The organism is Nostoc sp. DedQUE08, from assembly GCF_034530895.1.
Lineage (GTDB): Bacteria > Cyanobacteriota > Cyanobacteriia > Cyanobacteriales > Nostocaceae > Nostoc.
Genome location: NZ_JAVRCD010000002.1, coordinates 98,276 through 117,809, shown reverse-complemented (window position 1 = coordinate 117,809; position 19,534 = coordinate 98,276). Strand labels below are relative to the sequence as shown.

General features: G+C 42.7%; 15 protein-coding genes. 9 read left to right on the top strand and 6 right to left on the bottom strand.

The genetic code is table 11. The features are described 5' to 3' along the window. Positions 1 to 658 precede the first annotated feature (658 nt). A complete protein-coding gene (locus RMY64_RS01795; RefSeq protein ID WP_322699138.1) occupies positions 659 to 2,311 on the bottom strand; it encodes an adenylate/guanylate cyclase domain-containing protein in 1,653 nt (550 codons plus the stop codon). A gap of 185 nt (positions 2,312 to 2,496) precedes the next feature. Further along, positions 2,497 to 3,837, bottom strand: a complete 1,341-nt coding sequence (locus tag RMY64_RS01790) for a DEAD/DEAH box helicase (RefSeq protein WP_322699137.1) — start codon at positions 3,835 to 3,837, stop codon at positions 2,497 to 2,499. A 216-nt stretch (positions 3,838 to 4,053) separates the two neighbouring features. Between RMY64_RS01790 and infC the strand changes: the two genes are divergently transcribed. After that, on the top strand, positions 4,054 to 4,566 hold the full coding sequence (infC, locus tag RMY64_RS01785; RefSeq protein WP_322671380.1) for a translation initiation factor IF-3: 513 nt from the start codon (positions 4,054 to 4,056) through the stop codon (positions 4,564 to 4,566). A gap of 581 nt (positions 4,567 to 5,147) precedes the next feature. Next, the gene (locus tag RMY64_RS01780; protein WP_322699136.1) at positions 5,148 to 5,771 is read left to right on the top strand and encodes a PAS domain-containing protein; all 624 of its coding nucleotides are present in this window, start codon (positions 5,148 to 5,150) and stop codon (positions 5,769 to 5,771) included. A 15-nt stretch (positions 5,772 to 5,786) separates the two neighbouring features. Here the strand turns inward: RMY64_RS01780 and RMY64_RS01775 are convergent, their stop codons facing one another. Together RMY64_RS01775 and RMY64_RS01770 are read right to left on the bottom strand one after the other, a co-directional pair. Then, the gene (locus tag RMY64_RS01775) at positions 5,787 to 6,494 is read right to left on the bottom strand and encodes a Crp/Fnr family transcriptional regulator (protein WP_322686824.1); all 708 of its coding nucleotides are present in this window, start codon (positions 6,492 to 6,494) and stop codon (positions 5,787 to 5,789) included. A gap of 81 nt (positions 6,495 to 6,575) precedes the next feature. Beyond that, complete coding sequence (locus RMY64_RS01770) at positions 6,576 to 7,190, bottom strand: TetR/AcrR family transcriptional regulator (protein WP_322671383.1); 615 nt, start codon at positions 7,188 to 7,190, stop codon at positions 6,576 to 6,578. Between the two features lie 369 nt (positions 7,191 to 7,559). Between RMY64_RS01770 and RMY64_RS01765 the strand changes: the two genes are divergently transcribed. The 3 genes from RMY64_RS01765 (at position 7,560) to RMY64_RS01755 (ending at position 11,036) form a co-directional block, all read left to right on the top strand. Next, on the top strand, positions 7,560 to 8,870 hold the full coding sequence (locus RMY64_RS01765; protein WP_322699135.1) for an HlyD family efflux transporter periplasmic adaptor subunit: 1,311 nt from the start codon (positions 7,560 to 7,562) through the stop codon (positions 8,868 to 8,870). 194 nt (positions 8,871 to 9,064) lie between these two features. After that, a complete protein-coding gene (gene devC / locus RMY64_RS01760; RefSeq protein WP_322699134.1) occupies positions 9,065 to 10,237 on the top strand; it encodes an ABC transporter permease DevC in 1,173 nt (390 codons plus the stop codon). A gap of 94 nt (positions 10,238 to 10,331) precedes the next feature. Beyond that, positions 10,332 to 11,036, top strand: a complete 705-nt coding sequence (locus RMY64_RS01755; RefSeq protein WP_322699133.1) for a DevA family ABC transporter ATP-binding protein — start codon at positions 10,332 to 10,334, stop codon at positions 11,034 to 11,036. A gap of 57 nt (positions 11,037 to 11,093) precedes the next feature. Here RMY64_RS01755 and RMY64_RS01750 read toward each other — a convergent pair whose 3' ends face one another. Beyond that, positions 11,094 to 11,723 carry a nuclease A inhibitor family protein gene (locus tag RMY64_RS01750; protein WP_322671387.1) on the bottom strand — a complete coding sequence of 210 codons (630 nt, stop codon included), beginning with the start codon at positions 11,721 to 11,723 and terminating at the stop codon, positions 11,094 to 11,096. A 386-nt stretch (positions 11,724 to 12,109) separates the two neighbouring features. Further along, on the bottom strand, positions 12,110 to 12,745 hold the full coding sequence (locus RMY64_RS01745; protein WP_322671405.1) for a hypothetical protein: 636 nt from the start codon (positions 12,743 to 12,745) through the stop codon (positions 12,110 to 12,112). A gap of 1,963 nt (positions 12,746 to 14,708) precedes the next feature. On the opposite strand from RMY64_RS01745, the gene RMY64_RS01740 reads away from it, so the two are divergent. The 4 genes from RMY64_RS01740 (at position 14,709) to RMY64_RS01725 (ending at position 19,464) form a co-directional block, all read left to right on the top strand. After that, positions 14,709 to 15,905: an ABC exporter membrane fusion protein gene (locus tag RMY64_RS01740; protein WP_322671406.1), complete on the top strand. Its 1,197-nt coding sequence runs from the start codon at positions 14,709 to 14,711 to the stop codon at positions 15,903 to 15,905. Between the two features lie 133 nt (positions 15,906 to 16,038). After that, positions 16,039 to 17,211 carry an ABC transporter permease DevC gene (gene devC / locus RMY64_RS01735; RefSeq protein WP_322671407.1) on the top strand — a complete coding sequence of 391 codons (1,173 nt, stop codon included), beginning with the start codon at positions 16,039 to 16,041 and terminating at the stop codon, positions 17,209 to 17,211. A gap of 95 nt (positions 17,212 to 17,306) precedes the next feature. Beyond that, positions 17,307 to 18,005 (top strand): DevA family ABC transporter ATP-binding protein, encoded by a 699-nt coding sequence (locus RMY64_RS01730; RefSeq protein ID WP_322699132.1) that lies wholly within the window; start codon positions 17,307 to 17,309, stop codon positions 18,003 to 18,005. Between the two features lie 523 nt (positions 18,006 to 18,528). Continuing rightward, on the top strand, positions 18,529 to 19,464 hold the full coding sequence (locus RMY64_RS01725) for a M23 family metallopeptidase (protein ID WP_322688097.1): 936 nt from the start codon (positions 18,529 to 18,531) through the stop codon (positions 19,462 to 19,464). Positions 19,465 to 19,534: the final 70 nt, after the last annotated feature.

Here is a 19,534-nt window from a genome sequence, read left to right as displayed (position 1 = left end):
GAGTTTTCCTATAGCAACAATAATATACTAGAGCTTCTCCGCTTATTTACTTAATTTGTTATAAATATATAGAAACTTTCTCTGTAATATTTCTTCTTGAGCAACAGACAAACTTTTTCCGTATATAGGCCCCGTTTAAAAAACAATATAGAAAATTTCCGGTGTTGCTGAACCAAAATATGAATCAAGCGATCGCTGCAATCAGAGGCTTAATAAACATCTTCAGTGCTGAACAGTGCCACTGAAGAGAAAAGTGATGGCGTACCTACCCACCGTAGGCGATCGCATTTGTAGACTTATATCACAGCTAACTTAGTATAAAAGTAGACTTTCTTATATAACTAAATAGCTACTGAAATTATTGAACTTCTAGAAAGTTGTTACCAACTTTCAAAAGTGCGATCACTATAAAGGGGGCGGATACACCATCACTACTCAAGAGAAAAGTGATCCCAAGATTAAATAAATTAAATTAGTTGATTTCAGCAACCTTTTGAGTAGGATGACTTATTGACAATTGTTCTTTAACTTTAAGTTGACACCAATGGGGCGGGTGAGACACCCAGCCCACAAGAAATAGTTAGATATTTTTTATTTAGAAGCCCCTAACATAATTCATAATTAGTGATTTTTTCCTATTCCCCATTATGCCCAATCCCTAAAGATTCATGATTGGAGCAATGATTGTTGGTACTGGTTGCAATTTTGTCTGATAAACCTTAACTAGTCGCTCAATACCTTTGAAACGATAATCTCCCATTTCTTGGAAGTCTGAGGGTTGTGAAAGCATTGTATGGGTGGCTTCACTAATCACGCATTCACTAGGGGGACAAACTGCTTCCATCCGAGCAGCAAGATTAATCGTTGCGCCTAATGCCGTATAATCTACCCTTTGGGAACTACCGACATCTCCCACCACTGCTTTACCGCTATTAATCGCAATCCGTAATTGCAGGGGTTCGAGCCAAAAACCATTGGCATTCAGATGTTCGAGACGAGTGAGCATTCCCTTGGCAGCTGTAACAGCGCGATCGGCATGATCTGCTTGCGGTTCTGGAGCGCCAAAAAATGCCATAATACAATCGCCAATATATTTATCTAAAGTGCCACCGCAAGTAAACACTTCTTTTAGCATTTCTTCAAATAAATTATTTAATAGTTGAGCGATCGCAGTTGGTGTTAATCTTTCAGAAATTGCCGTAAAGCCAACTAAATCAGCAAACAAAATACTGATTTCGCTCTCGGTGGGAGCTAAACGGCCACCTGGTAATCCGCCTACAGAGATCAACTGCTGTACAACTGCTGGAGAATGATAGCGTTCTAGTCGGTGACGAATCATCTCTTCAGTTTTGAGTTTTTCTACTAATAGCCAACGCTGCACGCTAGAAGCGACAAGGTTTGCTAAAGCGGAAAAAAAGCTCAATTCTTCTTCACCTTCATTTGCCCAATGATAAGAAGAAAAATTGGCATCGGCATACAATACGCCCACAACTTTATTTTCATCCCATAAAGGCACTGCCATCGCGCTACGAATGCCTTTGACTAAAATACTCTGTTCGCTAGCAAACCGTTCATCCTGATGAGTATCACCGGTTTGAATGACGACTTTTTCGTCAAAGACTTTTTGACAGATACTACGACTAATCCAACTACCATCAGAAGGGAGATGTTTCTGTTGGGAAATATTTCGAGTGGCAGCATTCATTAATTCCAACTGGCCGCAACCATTGACATCAATTAATAATGCCAAGCGATCGATACTATCAAGATAACGAAAAACTACTTGCTGCACCTGAGAAAAAATCTCTTCTATAGATGCGGCTGCACAAAGATTTTTCGCTATGTCAACTAAATCTTTGAGACGGGCAATAGTTTTGTCCTTATTACTGATGTTGCCATCTTTGCTATCAGCTGCAATCCATTGCTGTTGTAATTGTTCAACATTATGAAGGATTGTTCTTTGCTCGTTAATGTCCGAAATTCCGGGATACTCATGTGTCGGTTGAGAAACAGGGGTTGTGAGCAGCACTACCAGGCTAACATTGCCCAGCCAAACAATATCACCATGATGTAACTCTTGGGGATAGTTAACCAGATATTTATTGACTTGCGTCCCGTTTTTGCTGCCCAGATCCTCAATAGTCCACACACCGTCAGCCGTTTTTACTAGGCGAGCATGGGTGCGGGATACTCCACCAAAAGGTAAGTACAAGTTACATTCCGGCAAACGACCAATTGTAAATACATCTTGGTCAACTGCGATCGTGGTTTCGGTATCTCCCTCTTGTAGGCGTAGCGTCAGTTCAGTCATGAGTGTGATAGATCCATCGAAGCTAGAGGTCAAGCAACTCTAAGGTAAGTTATACCCTACAGATTAACCTTCACCTTTTGTTTATGACACTGTTAACTGCATTCCGACAACTGTATGTGACAGAGATTACATTGAATGTTTTCCAGGAGCCGTGAAAAATCAATCTATTGAACAGCTAGCGAATGTTAGCGATCGCCTTTAGCAGAACGGCGCGATGCCGATGAACGAGCGCCAGGTTTCTCGCCATTGGTGGCAGGTGGCGCTGCTTTACGTTTAGCCGATTTCTGTGGTAACGGTTTAGGAGTACGAGCCGGACGCTTCTCACCTCCAGGCTTGGCTCTGTGTTGCCGTCCATTTGGGATTGGTTCGGGGTTGGTATCGGGGTTAGGCGCAAAACCAGCAACCACTTCCTTCGGCAAGCGTTGCTCAATCAGTTTTTCGATATCTTTCAATAGATGCTGTTCATCGATACACACTAGCGATACAGCTTCACCTGATGCGCCAGCGCGACCGGTGCGACCAATACGATGAACATAATCTTCTGGTACATTGGGCAAATCAAAGTTAACAACATGGGGCAGTTCGCTGATGTCAAGCCCCCTAGCAGCTATGTCTGTCGCCACCAATACTTGTAAGGTGCCATTTTTGAACTTGGCCAGAGCGTTGGTACGCACAGGCTGGCTCTTATTACCGTGGATTGCCAAGGCTTGAATGCGGTCTTCGCCCAACTGCTTCACCAAACGATCGGCGCCATACTTGGTACGAGTGAACACTAGCACTTGATACCAATTGTCTCGCCGAATCAGATGAGCAAGTAATTGGCGTTTTTTGTCACGGTCTACTTGGTAAACTTTCTGGGCGATCGTATCGGCGGTAACGTTGCGGCGTGCTACCTCAATCATCGTCGGATTATTGAGTAGTCCGGCGGCTAGTGTCTTAATTTTGTCTGAGAAAGTCGCGAAAAATAGCAAATTCTGTCGTTGTTTGGGCAAAAGTAAGAGGATGCGGCGGATATCATTAATAAAACCCATATCCAGCATCCGATCGGCTTCATCCAGCACCAAAACCTCAATCTGCGATAAATTCAGCGTACCCTGCTGTACGTGGTCTAGCAGTCGCCCTGGAGTCGCAACCAAAATATCCACTCGACCCCTCAAACGCTGTTTTTGCAGATTAATACTGACTCCACCAAACATCACCATCGAGTTAAGATTTAAGTACTTGCCGTACTCGCGCACGCTTTCTTCCACTTGGGCAGCGAGTTCGCGAGTCGGGGTGAGAATCAGTGCCCGGATTGGTGGGTATCCATTTGGCGTACCTTTGCTCTTATTAGACGACAATCGATGCAAGAGCGGCAGTGTAAAACTAGCGGTCTTTCCAGTGCCAGTTTGTGCCCCAGCTAATAAATCTTTACCCGACAAAACAGCAGGAATCGCCTGCATCTGGATTGGCGTGGGTTCCGTGTACCCTCGTTCGGTAACTGCACGGATAATTTCATTGGACAAGCCGAGATTGGAAAAAGACATAAGACTCCAAAAATAACATCGGCCTGTCGCCAATGATGGCGTCAGTCTTAGGCGGACGGATAAAAATCATTGAAAAGCTGGATGGGCAGTAGCGCAAAGACTGAGAGCGAGTGCCGCAGTGCTTCATTCTAACAGATTGGCGTTCATTGTGTTGTTTAAAGTTGCTCTGATTCTGTGTTGTGTTAAATTGGCATTACCTGCTTGTAAAGCAAAGTATTGAACAAATGGGAGAAATTCGTTATCGCAATCCAAAAGCAACTGATTAATTCACAAATCAAGTCACCTAGCGTCTTCTTGATCGACCATGAGAATAACAATCGTGGTCTAATCGACACCAATGAGGCGTTACAGCTAGCCGAAAGCTTAGAGCTTGACTTAGTTGTAGTCTCTCAAGGTAAAGACGCTCCAATCGCCAAGATTCTCAACTATGGCAAGCTTCAGTATCAAAAGAAAAAACGTCAAAGCCAAAGTGCTAGACCCACGGTAAAAGAAGTTCGATTCGGTCTAAACGTGGGTCTGGCTGATTACAATTTACGCATCGAACAAGCAGGTCAATGGTTGAGTAAAGGCGATTCTGTCAAGTTTGCCATTCGTTTACGAGGCCGAGAACATCAATATCGTGACAAAGCGGGAGAGATGCTAGACCGAATTGCAAACGATCTTAGTAAAGTAGGTAAGATCCAGTCGCTAGATAAACGTGCCCTAGTTATTCAAGTCATTCCTGCCTAGTTATCTAGCGATCGCTGGAGGATATAGTTGTAGCAGCTTGTAAGGAAGGCACTGTAGCTTCTATGAAAAAAACATTGGCATTCTCTCTGTTTAAGACAGCAAGGGGATTTTTTCATTGTGCATCAAGTCGTGCTTGCACAGAGCTACGCTGGAGATGATGAAATCTTAAACCAGTGGGGGATGCCATAACCCCAAGTACTGGGACATCAAAATATCCCAGATACTTTTTACAAATATTAATAGAGCCAACCCCATCTCTGTAGAACTCAAAGCCGCACTAACAATTAAAGGTGCGGCTTTTGGGTTTATGTCGTTTATCACTTTTTAGAGCGAAGATAATAGACCTCTTGCAGGTCTATTGTACGGAATCGTACTGACTAGGAGCCACTAAGTTTTTTAGTCTTTAAACAATACTTAAATCTAAGTAACCCCTAAGTCTAAGAAATTTGAGAACAAATTCATCAATGGCAATATCTCTTAACTTCTCGTTACTAGGTTTATAGCCAGTAACGAATGATTGGTGGGATAAAACCCATTAGGAATTGGTTAACAGTCTCTTTCTATTCAGGGATTGAACTTATATGTCACCTGAATTGATCATGAATCTAAATATGTTTGCCCAGAAGTTACAGTCACTGCAAGAGCGTTTAGCTAACTTGTACGAAGATGCCAACACCACAGTACAGCCAGAAAGCGATTTGCTGCTGGCAGTCTTGAAAGAACTTGATACTGCTTCAAAAACACTAGAGATAGCTACAGAGAAACTGTTCGAGCAAACTCAAAAATTGGTAAATGTACAAACGCGGCTTAGAGAAGTATACAAGCGCTACCAAGACCTATTAAATTTCATACCAAATGCTTACTTGGTGAGCGATACACAAGGGAAAATTCTGTCAGCTAATTATGCCACTGCTACACTGTTCAATCTTCAACAACGATTTTTGGTAAACAAACCGTTGGTCTGTTTCATTGCAGTAGAAGAACGTCAGGCGTTTCGTTGCCAACTAAACCAGATGCACAGTTCTGAGTGTGACTATGTGCAAAAGTGGATATTACAGATACAGCCCCGTGACTGTGAGCCTTTTGAGGCTGCTATAACTGTAGCTCCTATCCGCGATGTTAAAGGCAAGTTAACAGGCTTGCGCTGGATGGTGCGCGACACCGATCGCGTCTCGTATCAGCCTCTATTATCGCTAGAAAGGTGAGAAGGACTTTGTTCGTTATCTCTCTAGCTTAAACTTTAGCAAGCGATCGTATTCCTGTTTGATTACCTCATAACACTCACAAGAAGCTTTTTCTAGTCCCTGCCGATCGATGGTTTTGATTTTCTTTCGGCTGCATTCGATGAGACCTTTCTTTTCTAGGATGTGGGCGGTTTCGGTAATACCAGAACGGCGCACGCCCAGCATATGGGAGAGGAACTCATGGGACAAAAATAGTTCATCGGAGTAGAGACGATCGCTCGACTCAAGCAACCAACGGGCCATGCGTTTTTCTATAGTATGAGTGCGGTTACAGGCAACATTCTGCGAGATTTGCGCGATATAAGCCTGTGTGTATTTGAGCAGCACGTCCCGCAACGACTTATTGGTGTCGAACTCGTGAAGCAGCAGATGTGCCTTCATTTTCACCGCCTTACCGGGAATCTGTATGATGTACTCGGTCTGCGTCGTCTCCTCACCGCCCATGAAGGCGTTGATCCCTACCATCTCGCGGCTTCCGACCACTCCGGCTTCTACTGTAATGCCGTCCATCATCGTGATGGTGACTGAGATCAGGCAGGTGAGCGGGAAGTAGACATCTTCGATGGCTTCGCCCGGTCTGTTGAGTATCTTGCCGGATGAAAGGTCTAGCTGCTCCAGTTTGCTTTCTATCCGCTTGTACACCTCGCGGGGCAAGGCGGTGAGCAGAAGGTTTTCAATAGCCATATTTTTGTTAGGGCTTGTTTTTTAATTATCAGTTTATGACCTTTCGACCAAACAAGCGCTACGCACCGGGAGATAACCAAATCAATCAGCACATTTAGTGATTAGGTGTGTCAAGGCATCAATCAGGCGATCGCTTTCCATTGGTACGATGTCCTGTCCATGCATCACATTTTGAGTAATATGAAAATGCACCAATGTTCCTAAGAGAATTCTTGCTGTTGCCTCTGGGTCAGGTATGTTTAATTCTGGAGCCGCCAAGTAGTGAGTGAGAGTTTCTGCTACTGGTTTAATCATCACCCGAACACAAATTTGAGCTAACTCAGGAAAACGCCCAGATTCTCCGATTAGTACTCGCATAAATGCACTATGTTCTTCGTCATTAAGCATCTGATCTAATGCTTTGGTTGCTACCTGGCGCAGTATTGTGGCTGGTTCTCCCTCAATCGGTTCTGTGCCAAAAATGGAGCTATTCTTTTTACTTGTCAGTTGCTCTAACAGTACTTTAAAAAGTCCTTCTTTATCTTGAAAGTGGCTGTAGACTGTCGCTTTAGAAACACCTGCTGCTACCGCTACCCGATCCATGCTTGTACCAGCATAGCCATGTTGAAGGAATTCTTGCATTGCCCCTTGCAGAATTTGCTCCACTTTATCAACGGAATTATCTCGATCCACTTCGTCAGCTTTGATGCGTACCATTTATTAATCATCCTTTCTTATAAACAATATTAATAGATGCTGCAAAATGCCCCAGGATGAATGAAGGAGGCAGGGGGCAGGGGGCAGGAGGCAGGAGGCAGGGGGCAGGGGGCAGTCTTCCTCATGCTTTCGGTGATAAATATACCCTTCGATAAAGCCCAAAAGCCTCTATTATCAGCTTTTCTCTCTGCTACTTTCTTGTGGTAGACAATCAATCTTAATAGGAAATAGCATTTTGCTGGATAATGCCGAGTAAATTGATTGACAAGTTTGGTTGTATCTTCTTGACTAAACTAGTCCGTTTAGTTTAGCATAAATTGAACTGGACAGTTTAGTACAAGTTGCTACTGGTGGTAAGGGGAAAATAGTATGGAGCAAAACAGGAATTCAGAGGGTTTAAGGTCTTCTCAGAATCTTTTGCGATCGCCTCTTCTACTTGCAATTATTGCAGCTTTTGCGACAGGTGCATTCAGTGTTTATACAGTATCGAGGCTTCAGGCTACAGGTAATGAAAAGCAAAAAGCACCAGTAGCAGTTCAGCCTGTGGTAAAAACAGTAACAGCATTAGGGCGGTTGGAACCAAAGGGAGAGGTAATAAAACTGTCAGCGCCTTCTTCAATGGGTGAAGGAAATCGGGTAGAGCAACTATTGGTGAAAGAAGGCGATCGCGTCAAAGCTGGGCAGGTAGTTGCGATCATGGACAACCGCGCTCGCCTACAAGCTACTTTGGCTGAAGCACAAAAACAAGTTCAAGTTGCCAAATCCCGCCTTAACCAGGTAAAAGCTGGAGCCAAACAGGGAGAAATTGGAGCGCGTCAAGCTACAGTGAATCGCGTACAAGTAGAACTACAAGGAAACATTAAAACTCAGCAAGCCACAATTAATCGTCTAGAAGCAGAACTCCTTGGGCAACAACGCAGCTTGCAAGCAACAGTAGCTCGCGTAGCCGCCGAAAAAAATAATGCCCAAGCTGACGTACAGCGCTACGAAACTTTATACAAAGCAGGAGCAATTTCTAGCGAAGAAGTTGATAAAAGACGCTTAAGCGCTGAAACTTCTACTCAAGCCTTAATTGAAAGCCAAGCCACCCAGACAAGAACTGTAGCGACCCTACAACAGCAGCTTAACGAAGCAAAAGCCAACCAAAATCAAACCCTTGCCAGCTTGCAACAGCAGATTAACGAAGCAAAAGCTAACCTAAATCAAACCACTGAAGTTCGTCCTACAGATATAGCAAATGCACAGGCAGAGATAGACAGCGCTCAAGCCACTGTAGAGAAAATTAGAGCAGAACTGGCAGAGGCATACGTTGTGGCTCCTAAAGCCGGTCAAATTTTGGAAATAAATACACGAGCCGGAGAAACTGTTGGCAATGAAGGAATTGTGGCTTTAGGTCAAACCGACCAGATGTATGCAGTAGTAGAAGTCTACCAAAGTGATATCAAGAGAGTGCGTCCGGGACAACCGGTGCTGGTAAGCAGTGATTCCCTCCGCAATGAATTAGGGGGAAGAGTGGATTGGATTGGTATGCAGGTAAAGCGGCAAAATCTGATCAATGCTGACCCCTCTAGCAATATTGATGCCAGAGTAGTAGAAGTGCATGTGCAACTAAATAAACTATCCAGCCAAAATGCTTCTAACTTAACTAATTTACAAGTCAAGGCGGTGATTGAACTTTAAAGGGAATTGGGCATTGGGCATTGGGCATTGGGCGTTAGGAGTGCTGAGTTAGGAGTTAAGAGTTAAGAGTTTTGTTTATCTCCTTGTCCCCTTGTCCCCTTGTCCCCTTGTCCCCTTGTCCCCTCATCTCCCCTGCTCCCCCTGCTTCCCCTGCTCCCTCCTCTCCCTCATTTCCCCACTCCCCACTCCCTCTTATGAAATTAATCGAACAAGTACGGCGGCGAACGCCTTTAGGATGGCTGCAACTAAGTCATGAAAAAGGTCGTCTTTTGGTGGCATTGTCAGGTATTGCCTTTGCCGATGTTTTGATGTTCATGCAGCTAGGGTTTCAGAATGCCCTGTTTGAAAGTAACACAATGCTGCATCGGAGTATGCAGGCTGATATGTTTGTCATCAGCCCGCAAGCACGTAATCTAGCATATATGTCTAGCTTTACGCGGCGGCGGTTGTATCAAGTAATGGATGTACCAGGTGTAAAGTCGGCAGAAGGAATGTATGTCAACATTGTTGATTGGAAAAATCCCCAAACACATCAGAAGACGACAATATTAGTTATGGGGTTCAATCCCGATCGGCAAATGTTGAACTTAGCGGATGTGAATCGCCAGATAGATGCTATTAAGCTACCAGATACTGTTCTGTTCGATCGCGCCTCTAGAGGAGATTATAATGATGCGATTGCCAAAATTGAACAAGGTAAAACTGTCACAACCGAAATAGAACGGCGGACAATTACCGTTAGCGGCTTATTTTCAGTCGGGGCTTCCTTCATAGCCGATGGTACTTTAATCACCAGCGACCAGAACTTTCTGCGATTATTTCCCAGACAAGAAGCCAGTAGTGTCAGTCTCGGTTTGGTGCAGTTGCAACCAGGCTATGACCCGAAACAGATGAAAGCAGCTTTAGAATCTCATTTAGATAATGATGTTAAAGTTTTAACCAAAGCAGAATTTCTCGAATTTGAAATAAATTATTGGAAAACAAATACGGCGATCGGATTTATCTTCAGCCTGGGTGTAGCAATGGGGTTTTTGGTGGGCGTGATTATCGTCTATCAAGTTCTTTCTACAGATGTGAATTCTCATATCAAAGAATACGCTACTTTCAAAGCAATGGGGTATAACAATCTCTATTTATTAGGTGTGGTGTTTGAAGAGGCGATAATTTTGGCGGTTTTAGGTTTTATCCCAGGAGCACTCGCACCTTTAGGACTTTATCATTTAACTCGTAATGCCACCAATTTGCCAGTTTACATGACCGTAGCACGAGCTTTGACGGTATTAACTCTGACGATGATTATGTGTATAATTTCTGGTGCGATCGCTACTCGGAAATTACAGTCTGCTGACCCCGCAGATATGTTTTAAATTTGTCATTTGTCATTTGTCATTTGTCATTTGTTACTCAAAAGGACTAATGACTAAGGACAAATGACAATCATCACGAGTAATCGAGCTATTTATGAGTAGTCAACCTGTAATTTCTGTTAAAAATCTCGACCACTATTTTGGTCATGGTCAACTCCGCAAGCAAGTTCTCTTTGATATCAATTTGGATATTAACGCTGGCGAAATTATTATTATGACTGGGCCTTCTGGTTCTGGTAAAACTACACTTCTCACTTTAGTTGGCGGCTTGCGTTCTGCCCAATCTGGCAGTTTGCAGATATTAGAACAAGAACTGTGTGGTGCTAACAAAGGACAACTTACCCAAGCACGACGCAATAACGGTTATATTTTTCAAGCCCACAACTTGCACGGTAGCCTGACAGCGCTCCAGAACGTCAGAATGGGTTTGGAAGTGCATAATAATATTTCGGTGACAGAAATGAAAACCCGGTCAGCCCTAATGTTAGAGGAGGTAGGATTAGGAGAGCGCCTGAATTATTATCCTGATGATTTATCTGGGGGACAAAAACAAAGAGTTGCGATCGCTCGTGCGTTGGTCGGTCGTCCTAAAATTGTCTTAGCAGATGAACCCACCGCCGCCCTTGACAGTAAATCGGGACGAGATGTAGTTAACCTGATGCAAAAACTAGCTAAGGAACAAGATTGTACCATTCTCTTGGTTACTCATGACAACCGCATTTTAGATATTGCCGATCGCATCGTTTATATGGAAGATGGTAAGTTAGTAAATGACAGTGCTGTTGTTGCAGCATCTTAAGCAGATTCTTTGTGAGCAATTCTCACAAATCCAATACAATCAACGAGCAACATATTTTTAGGGATTGTAATCAAAATCACTTTCTATATAAATGCCAGTTACATCTCCAGCATTGGTTTGACCAATGACATATATACATTCACGATTCCAAAAACTACATCTAATCATTCTTAAATCGGAAAGATTTTGTGTCAAAAATTGATTTATTTTTTGATACTTGGGGTAAAAATTAACCATTTCATCTTTGTCCCATCTCCAAGATAAAGCTTCTGGGCTAAATTCATAAAATTTAGCAATATCAACCATTCCTGCTCGATGTAGAGCTATTAACAGAGCTTTTTCTTTAGAGTTTGCTATCCCCGTGACTAAATAATGATTGAATCTATAATCATAACCACCACCGTAATAACCATAAATACTAATAGGTTGTAATTGATTGATGATTTGCTGAAATTCATCTTTCAATTTAGCGGTATTGCTATCCAAAGATGACTGCATTGTTAAATCAGGTATATTAGAGCATTTTATTTCTCCTTCTAATCTTGTCTCTCTAGCAACAGTTTGAGAAAAACAAAACCAATTATTTTCTTGGTTTTGCCCTAACACAACATAAAATGAATAGGCAGGAATTTGACTGAATTTAAAAACTTCTATATTGTAGATATTTTTTTGGATGGTATCAGCCAATGTCTGATATATCTTTGCTCTTTCATCAGCTAATTCAGAACTGATAATATCTTCATCTTCATAGTCACCAGGATCATCATCTGGGTTTAAATAACCGCGACGTTCTAATGCTTGCCAACTTTTTATAGCAACATCAATATCCGTTAGAGTTATCCATCCTCGATCGTATCCAAGATTAAGTAAACTAAAATCCCCTTTTTGAGTTACATCCCAAAAGAAAGGTTCTAAACAGGAATTTTCATTATTTGGTAAATGGAAATTGAGGTATTGCTCAGTTATAATTTCGAGAGTAGCTAAGATTTTTTCGGTTTCAAAATTTATAAATTAGCTATAATTAATTTTAAGGTTGATACTTGAGCAAATTATTTTTTTATTTACGATGATTATCATAACGATGCTTGTAGCAAAGCAGTTTGAAATGGTTGCAACAGAATACCAATAATTTTCTCAACATCATTGATATAGTATTCAACTATATCAATGTATGCTGTTAGTCCTTCCAACATTAAAAACCGCCAGTTAGTTCCACTAGTGACAACTCCATAGATTGTCTTAACTTCTTGTTGAGTATTTTGATTGAATGATTGGGCAGCTATCATAGTGGCAATACATTGTCCTAAACCACCTTTTATATTTTCATTTTTCGCCTCAACAATTGTCATTACAGGCGCTTTAATATAAAATTGTTCTTCAGAACCAGAGAGAATGAAATCACAAAATCCATTTAATCCTTTACTACTATCTACATCAAAATCTGTTCCAGAAAACAGTGATATTCGATAATTCAACTGTCGTCTAACTTCCGTCAGAACTGGCATAATTAGTAATTCTGAACGCGCTTTTTCAGTGTTAATAGCAGTTGCTAGTTGAGTATATTCTTCTAAGAGCGTTGTTAAGGTAGCGGAAGGTTGAATAGACGACACATCTTTGAATAAATTGCGCTTTTCATCAATTACAAGTTGAAACGTTTCTCGAACTTTGGCAAGTGTTCCAGAATTATCAGCAACGGCGTAGCGTTCCAGCCAGGATGCAGACTGCGCTGCTTGAGTCAAGACTTCACGGGGAGTTAGCGGGTGGAGGAGTGTCACGAACCGCACAAAGGCATTTTCTGAACTCGCGTATTCTGCAAGTATGCTTACTAAATCATCAGTGCTGGGGTTGTAGAGGCGGCTGAGTCCGCGCAACGTGGGACTAGTTTGGCGGGTGGTGGGTTGGACAACTAAATCGCGGAGGGTTTCGCGGATGGATGCAGGTGTGTTGGGATTTTGAGCAACTGCGCGGCGGACTTCGACTTTTTCATCGTTTGCCAGTTGTGTCAGTATTGTTTCAGGTAGGTTAGAATTGCTAGCCGCAGCAGTGCGTACACTGGAGTTTTCGTCACCTGCAAGAAGTTGTAAAACAGTAATTGGTGTATTGGAGTTAGTCGCTACTTCGTTAAAAAATCGCTCTAAAATACTAGTTGGTAAATTTTCCCTTCTTTTCAAAAGCTGCTGTTGAGTTGGAAATAATTGATGCAATATTTCTTCCGTTGCATTCCTATGTTCTGCGACAGCTGCTTGTATCGCTTTATCTTGATTTTCTGCCAACACAGCCAACACATCTGCCGGTGTTTCTGGATTCTTCGCTACCGCTAACTGAATTTTATACACCGCATCTCCAGCCAACTGCATCAGCGTCTCTGCTGTCGCTGAGGGATTTTGCGCCACAGCCAACCGCACCCACGCCCAACGACTCTGCCCCAGCATCCCTAGCTGTTCTGCATCTGTATTCCAGTCAGAGGCAATGGTATGCTGCCCTTCTACCAGTTCAATTAATGGTGGTGGACAACTGGGATTAAATTTCACCGCCAACCGCACTGGTAATTCTAAATCACCCGCTAACTGTTCCAACACTGCTGACGGCGTTTCTGGCGACTCTGCTACCTGCAAGCGTGGTTCTAAAGTTGGCTCCTGTGCCAGTCGCTCTAACAGTTGCAACCGATAGCGCAAGGGCATTTGGGGATTTCGTAACCCTTGAATTAGTCGCTCGGCTGGAACCCACTCGCTGAGAAAGCATGGTGGTACTGGGCCTAACTTTAGCAGTTCTACAGCGAGGCGATCGTTTTGCCCTAGTTGCTGTTGTTGCAGCATCGTATCTACTGCTTGCTGCCATCCGTCTGTTAGTTCACCAGCCAAATTTACGTGCAAACTTGCAGCTTGTGCTACCTGCTCATCAGGACTATTAACTAGAATCTCTAGGAGACTACGCGGTGTCTGATGAAAACTAGCAACGGCTAATTGCAATGCTACTGACTGTTGCAATAACTCCTCTGGCGCTGACAAAAAACTTTGCAAATCCGATCCGCTAACTGGCTGAAGAGGTTGCATGGCTGTATAACTAAAAATATTACAATTATACTATAAAAAATGCGTCAAAACTATTGTGAAAGTTCTGTATCACTATCTTTATAATTCCCAATAGCAAACATAATTAATACAGCAATCCTATTTGATTTGTGAAAATTGCAAGCTACAGGTATCCCAATGCGGTTTAGTTAACGTTATCTTTGAATGGGATTATAGCGGTTCTTCGCTGAGTGAGGTACATCATGTCATTAAGAAACACTATAATCATCAAAATTTGATATAAATTTCCACCGATCGCAATCACAGCAAATATTTTTTGTTATTTACTTAATTTGATTGTGATTGTTGGCGCTGTTACAACCCAGAATTTTAAAACCGTTTACTATACCTGAGTACTTTCATAAAACAAAAGTAGTTTGCTAAAAACATAAACCTCTAATTCGGTAGAGATATTCGTTGTTATCCTAACCAGCTAAATCACTTCATCTAAGTAAAAGCTCAACAATTTCCAAATTATTTTATGGACTTGGAAGTTATAAATCAAGAATAACTGACTAAAGAAGTAGCAATTAGCAAACAAGTACGGAGAAAAGCCTAATCTGTTCTTTTTTCTGCGCCACTAGTTAAGAGGTAATCTATGGTGCGAAACTCAAAGCTAGGGTACAGAACGTCCCCTAAGTCTATTCTGCGTCCATCCGTTGCTATAGGTATAACTATATCTTTATTGGTTGGCGGCATAAGTTTTTATATAGTAAAACGCGGGCAAAATTATGCCAATCAAGAGGCACAAGTGCCAGCAACACAATTGCCACAATTAAAAACAGTAACAGCTTTAGGGCGACTCGAACCACAGGGAAAGGTAATTAAACTCTCTGCTGCGGTGTCTGCGGAAGGAAGTCGGGTAGAAAAGTTATTAGTGAAAGAGGGGGATAAGGTAAAAGCAGGACAAGCGATCGCAATTTTGAACAGCCGCGATCGCCTCCAAGCAGCATTAAAAGAGGCGCAAGAACAGGTAAAAGTAGCCCAAGCAAACCTAAGCCGCACCCAAGCAGGTGCTAAACGCGGTGAAATTGCCGCCCAAAAAGCTGCGATCGCTCGTCTAGAAGCCGAACGCCAAGGTGATATTAATGCCCAAGCCGCGACAATTGAGCGATTTCAAGCCGAAGTGCGTAACGCTCAAGCAGAAGACGAACGCTATCAGCAACTATATCAACAGGGCGCAATTCCCGCCTCGCAACGGGATAGCAAGCGTTTAAACTTGGAAACCGCTCAAAAAACCTTGCAAGAAGCCCAAGCACAGTTAAATCGTACCCAATCAACTAGTCAGCAACAAGTTAAACAAGCTACAGCAACACTCGATGAAATCGCCGAAGTGCGCGGAGTGGATGTAGAAGCTGCTAAAGCAGAAGTCAATCGTGCCCTAGCAGCGATGAATCTGGCAAAAGTTAATCTAGAACAAGCTGAAGTGCGATCGCCCCAAAATGGACAGGTATTTGAGATCCATACCCATCCTGGAGAATTAGTATCAAATGATGGCATTGCAGATATTGGACAAACCAGCCAGATGTATGTCATCGCCGAAGTCTACGAAAGCGATATCGGCAAAGTGCATTCAGGACAGCAAGTGCGAATCTTTGGTGATAACCTCCCGATTGAATTGCAGGGAATCGTAGATCGCAAAGGCTTGCAAGTGCGACGGCAGAATGTCATTAACACAGATCCCGTCAGCAATATCGACAACAGAGTAGTAGAAGTCCACATTCGACTAGATGAAACTTCCAGCCAAAAAGCCGCCACCTTAACCAATATGCAAGTTAAGGCAGTAATTGAATTGTGAAAAGGGCATTGGGCATGGGGCATTGGGCATGGGGCAATTGGACATTGGTTATTTCCCTTGTCCCCCTTGTCCCCCTTGTCCCCCTTGTCCCCCTTGTCCCCACTCCCCACTCCCCAACCCCCAGTACCTAATGATGGGATTGCTCAAACAACTGCGACGGCGAACTCCTCTAGGATGGCTGCAATTGAATCATGAAAAAAGCCGTCTTTTAGTGGCATTATCAGGCATTGCCTTTGCGGATCTTCTCATGTTTATGCAGCTAGGTTTTCAGACTGCGCTGTATGACAGTAACACCAGACTACATCGCAGTTTGCAAGCAGACATTGTTTTAACCAGTCCCCAAGCCCGTAACTTAGCAAGCTTGTCTACATTTTCTCGGCGGCGACTTTACCAAGCAATGGATATACCAGGGGTGAAGTCAGCACAACCAATGTATTTTAACAACACAATCTGGAAGAATCCCCAAACACACCGTGAGACAGGGGTGTTAGTTATCGGCTTTAACCCAGACAAACCAGCCTTTGACTTACCAGATGTTAACCAGCAATTGCAAGCGATCAAAATGCCGGATACCGTCTTGTTCGATCGTGGTGCAAGAGGAGATTATCAAAAAGCGATCGCTCAAATTGACCAAGGTAAAACCCTGACTACTGAAATAGAACGGCGCACAATTACCATTAGTGGCTTATTCCAAGTCGGGGCTTCCTTTGGCTTTGATGGCAACCTGATTACCAGCGATCAAAACTTTTTGCGGCTATTTTCTGGGCGACAGTCGAGCAGTGTCAGTCTAGGTTTGATTCTTCTGAAACCAGGCTATGACTCGAAAAAAGTAGCAGCAATGCTCAAAGCCTACCTCAGAGATGATGTCAGAGTATTAACCCACGCCGAATTTATTGAATTTGAGAATAACTTTTGGAGAACAAATTCCCCAATTGGGTTTATTTTCAGTCTAGGTGTATCGATGGGATTTGTGGTAGGCACGATCATCGTCTATCAAGTCCTCTCTAACGATGTTAATGCCCACGTTCGAGAATACGCCACCTTCAAAGCAATGGGATATCGCAATTACTACCTACTAGGTGTGGTGCTTGAAGAATCGTTGATCTTGGCAGCATTGGGCTTCTTTCCCGGACTGGGAGTGTCCTTAGTGCTTTATCAACTGACTCGCAGTGCTACAAATTTGCCCATGTACATGACTGCAATTCGGGCATTGCAGGTATTAGTACTGACCATCATTATGTGTACAATTTCCGGTGCGATCGCCACCCGCAAACTCCAAGCCACCGATCCCGCTGATATGTTCTAAAAATTGTCATTTGTCATTGGTCATTTGTCATTTGTTACTCAAAAGGACTAATGACTAAGGACAAATGACAATCATCACGAGTAATCGAGCTATTTATGACTAGTAAACCCGTCATCTCTATTAAAAATCTCGACCACCACTTTGGTCACGGCTCACTCTGCAAGCAAGTTTTATGTAATATCAACTTAGAGATTAATGCTGGTGAAATTATTATCATGACTGGGCCTTCTGGTTCTGGAAAGACTACCTTACTAACCTTAGCGGGTGGGTTGCGTTCTGCTCAATCTGGTAGTTTGCAGGTGTTGGGACGAGAACTTTGTGGTGCTAGTGCTGAAGAACTAGTGCAAGCGCGACGCCGTAACGGTTATATTTTCCAAGGACATAATTTGCATGGTAGTTTAACGGCACTCCAAAACGTCAAAATGGCTTTAGAATTGCACAAACATCTTGGGTTAAAAAAGATGCGAGCTAGGTCAGCCCAAATGTTAGAGCAAGTAGGATTGGGAAATCATTTGCATTACTATCCTGATAAACTGTCTGGGGGACAAAAACAACGAGTAGCGATCGCTCGTGCTTTAGTCAGTCATCCTCAAATAATCCTCGCGGATGAACCCACCGCCGCCCTTGACAGTCAATCAGGACGAGATATAGTCAATCTCATGCAAAAATTGGCAAAAGAACAAGGCTGTACCATTTTGATGGTTACTCATGACAACCGCATCCTAGACATTGCCGATCGCATAGTTCAGATGGAAGATGGCATACTCAAGTCAAAAGTAATACTTTCAGCCTAAAGTTAATTAACGTATTCCCTGATTCAGAGTTGATTTATAAAGTAAATCTGAAGTGTGGCGTGGCAGACTCACATTTTTGCCTTAGTATCATAGTTTTTTGGCAACTAAAGCGCTATTCTCAGTAAGATTTTAAAATATTTCCAAATGGTATGTATATAGTTTAATTTATCTTCACTGACTTACTTACCTAGTTTAAGTAATTTCCCCATACCAATTTCAACCTAAGAATGTGATATTAGTGTCCAGTTGAAAAAGTGTCCAGTTGATTCCGAGATTTCCTTCAAGTATTATTTATGTAATCACAGTTAAATTTTATGCTCATTGCCAATGTCATACACCTTGGTTATTAGAGTTAAAACCAATTTCCTAAAATTACAGATAAAATGATTCGCCCTTGCAATCCATAAATACCTGGAGAATTTCCGAAAATTTATGGTTGTCAACAACATCGGCTTCAAACAGGAAACACTAGCGATAATAAGCTAATCTATTTTCCAATACAAGCAAGGGTTTTTGTAGTTCTATGATTATTGAGAATAGCGCTAGTAGTTCAAACAAAAATTTGCTCGGTTTTGATGTCAAAACTTTGACAGCCAATTGCCGTGCAATAAATGTGTTAAAGGGAATATTTGCTGTTCTCCCGATCGCCTTGGCATTACCTGTAGATGCTTTGCAAGTAAAGGTGATTCCAACTAATCCTAAATTAGGGGATACACTCTCGGTGCAGATTAATCTAGATAATCCAGAGAATAGTACAAAACCAACAGTAGCCAGTGGAAAGAATACATACCCAGCCTTTGAAATTGCGCCCAATCAGTATCGGGCTTTTGTTCCCACAACTCCATTAGAAAAAGCTGGAACTAGAACACTTCGGGTTGCGGGGGATGGTCAAGTGCAAAACTTAGCAGTGAATGTGCTTAATCGCAAATTCCCCATACAACGCATTACTTTGCCACCTGGTAAAGCTGGAGTGGATGCCACAGAGTATGAACTTAAGCGTGTGGCAGCTTTTAAGGCGCTACAAACACCAGAAAAGTATTGGAATGGAGTATTCCTGAAGCCAAATGCAGGGCGGATGAGTACAAACTATGGTGTACGTCGCTACTATAATGGTACATTTGCAAAAGACTACTATCATCGTGGTCTTGACTACGCTGGTGCTGCCGGTTCACCGGTAATTGCCCCAGCCGCTGGGCGAGTTGCTTTGGTAGGTAGGGTATCCCAAGGGTTCCGGATACACGGTAACGTAGTTGGCATTGACCACGGTCAAGGAGTAACTAGTATTTTCATGCACCTGAGTCGTATTAACGTTAAAGAAGGTGATTTTGTGAAAGCTGGTCAACTAATTGGTGCAGTAGGTTCAACAGGTGCTGCCACGGGGCCACATTTACACTGGGGTCTATATGTCAACGGACAATCTGTTGATCCAACACCTTGGCGAACTAAGGTTGTTAACTAGTAGAGGCAGAATTGATCCTGTCTTTGCATAATTTGTGTATTTTTTGCTGAGAATTAGGCAAAATAAATTG

Excerpts from the sequence above, each read along its gene's own strand:
- devC (WP_322699134.1), top strand. The coding sequence starts at position 9,065 with ATGAAATTAATCGAACAAGTACGGCGGCGAACGCCTTTAGGATGGCTG.
- RMY64_RS01790 (WP_322699137.1), bottom strand. The coding sequence starts at position 3,837 with ATGTCTTTTTCCAATCTCGGCTTGTCCAATGAAATTATCCGTGCAGTT.
- RMY64_RS01765 (WP_322699135.1), top strand. The coding sequence starts at position 7,560 with ATGGAGCAAAACAGGAATTCAGAGGGTTTAAGGTCTTCTCAGAATCTT.
- RMY64_RS01770 (WP_322671383.1), bottom strand. The coding sequence starts at position 7,190 with ATGGTACGCATCAAAGCTGACGAAGTGGATCGAGATAATTCCGTTGAT.
- RMY64_RS01775 (WP_322686824.1), bottom strand. The coding sequence starts at position 6,494 with ATGGCTATTGAAAACCTTCTGCTCACCGCCTTGCCCCGCGAGGTGTAC.
- RMY64_RS01795 (WP_322699138.1), bottom strand. The coding sequence starts at position 2,311 with ATGACTGAACTGACGCTACGCCTACAAGAGGGAGATACCGAAACCACG.
- RMY64_RS01725 (WP_322688097.1), top strand. The coding sequence starts at position 18,529 with ATGATTATTGAGAATAGCGCTAGTAGTTCAAACAAAAATTTGCTCGGT.
- RMY64_RS01730 (WP_322699132.1), top strand. The coding sequence starts at position 17,307 with ATGACTAGTAAACCCGTCATCTCTATTAAAAATCTCGACCACCACTTT.
- RMY64_RS01755 (WP_322699133.1), top strand. The coding sequence starts at position 10,332 with ATGAGTAGTCAACCTGTAATTTCTGTTAAAAATCTCGACCACTATTTT.
- RMY64_RS01780 (WP_322699136.1), top strand. The coding sequence starts at position 5,148 with ATGTCACCTGAATTGATCATGAATCTAAATATGTTTGCCCAGAAGTTA.
- devC (WP_322671407.1), top strand. The coding sequence starts at position 16,039 with ATGGGATTGCTCAAACAACTGCGACGGCGAACTCCTCTAGGATGGCTG.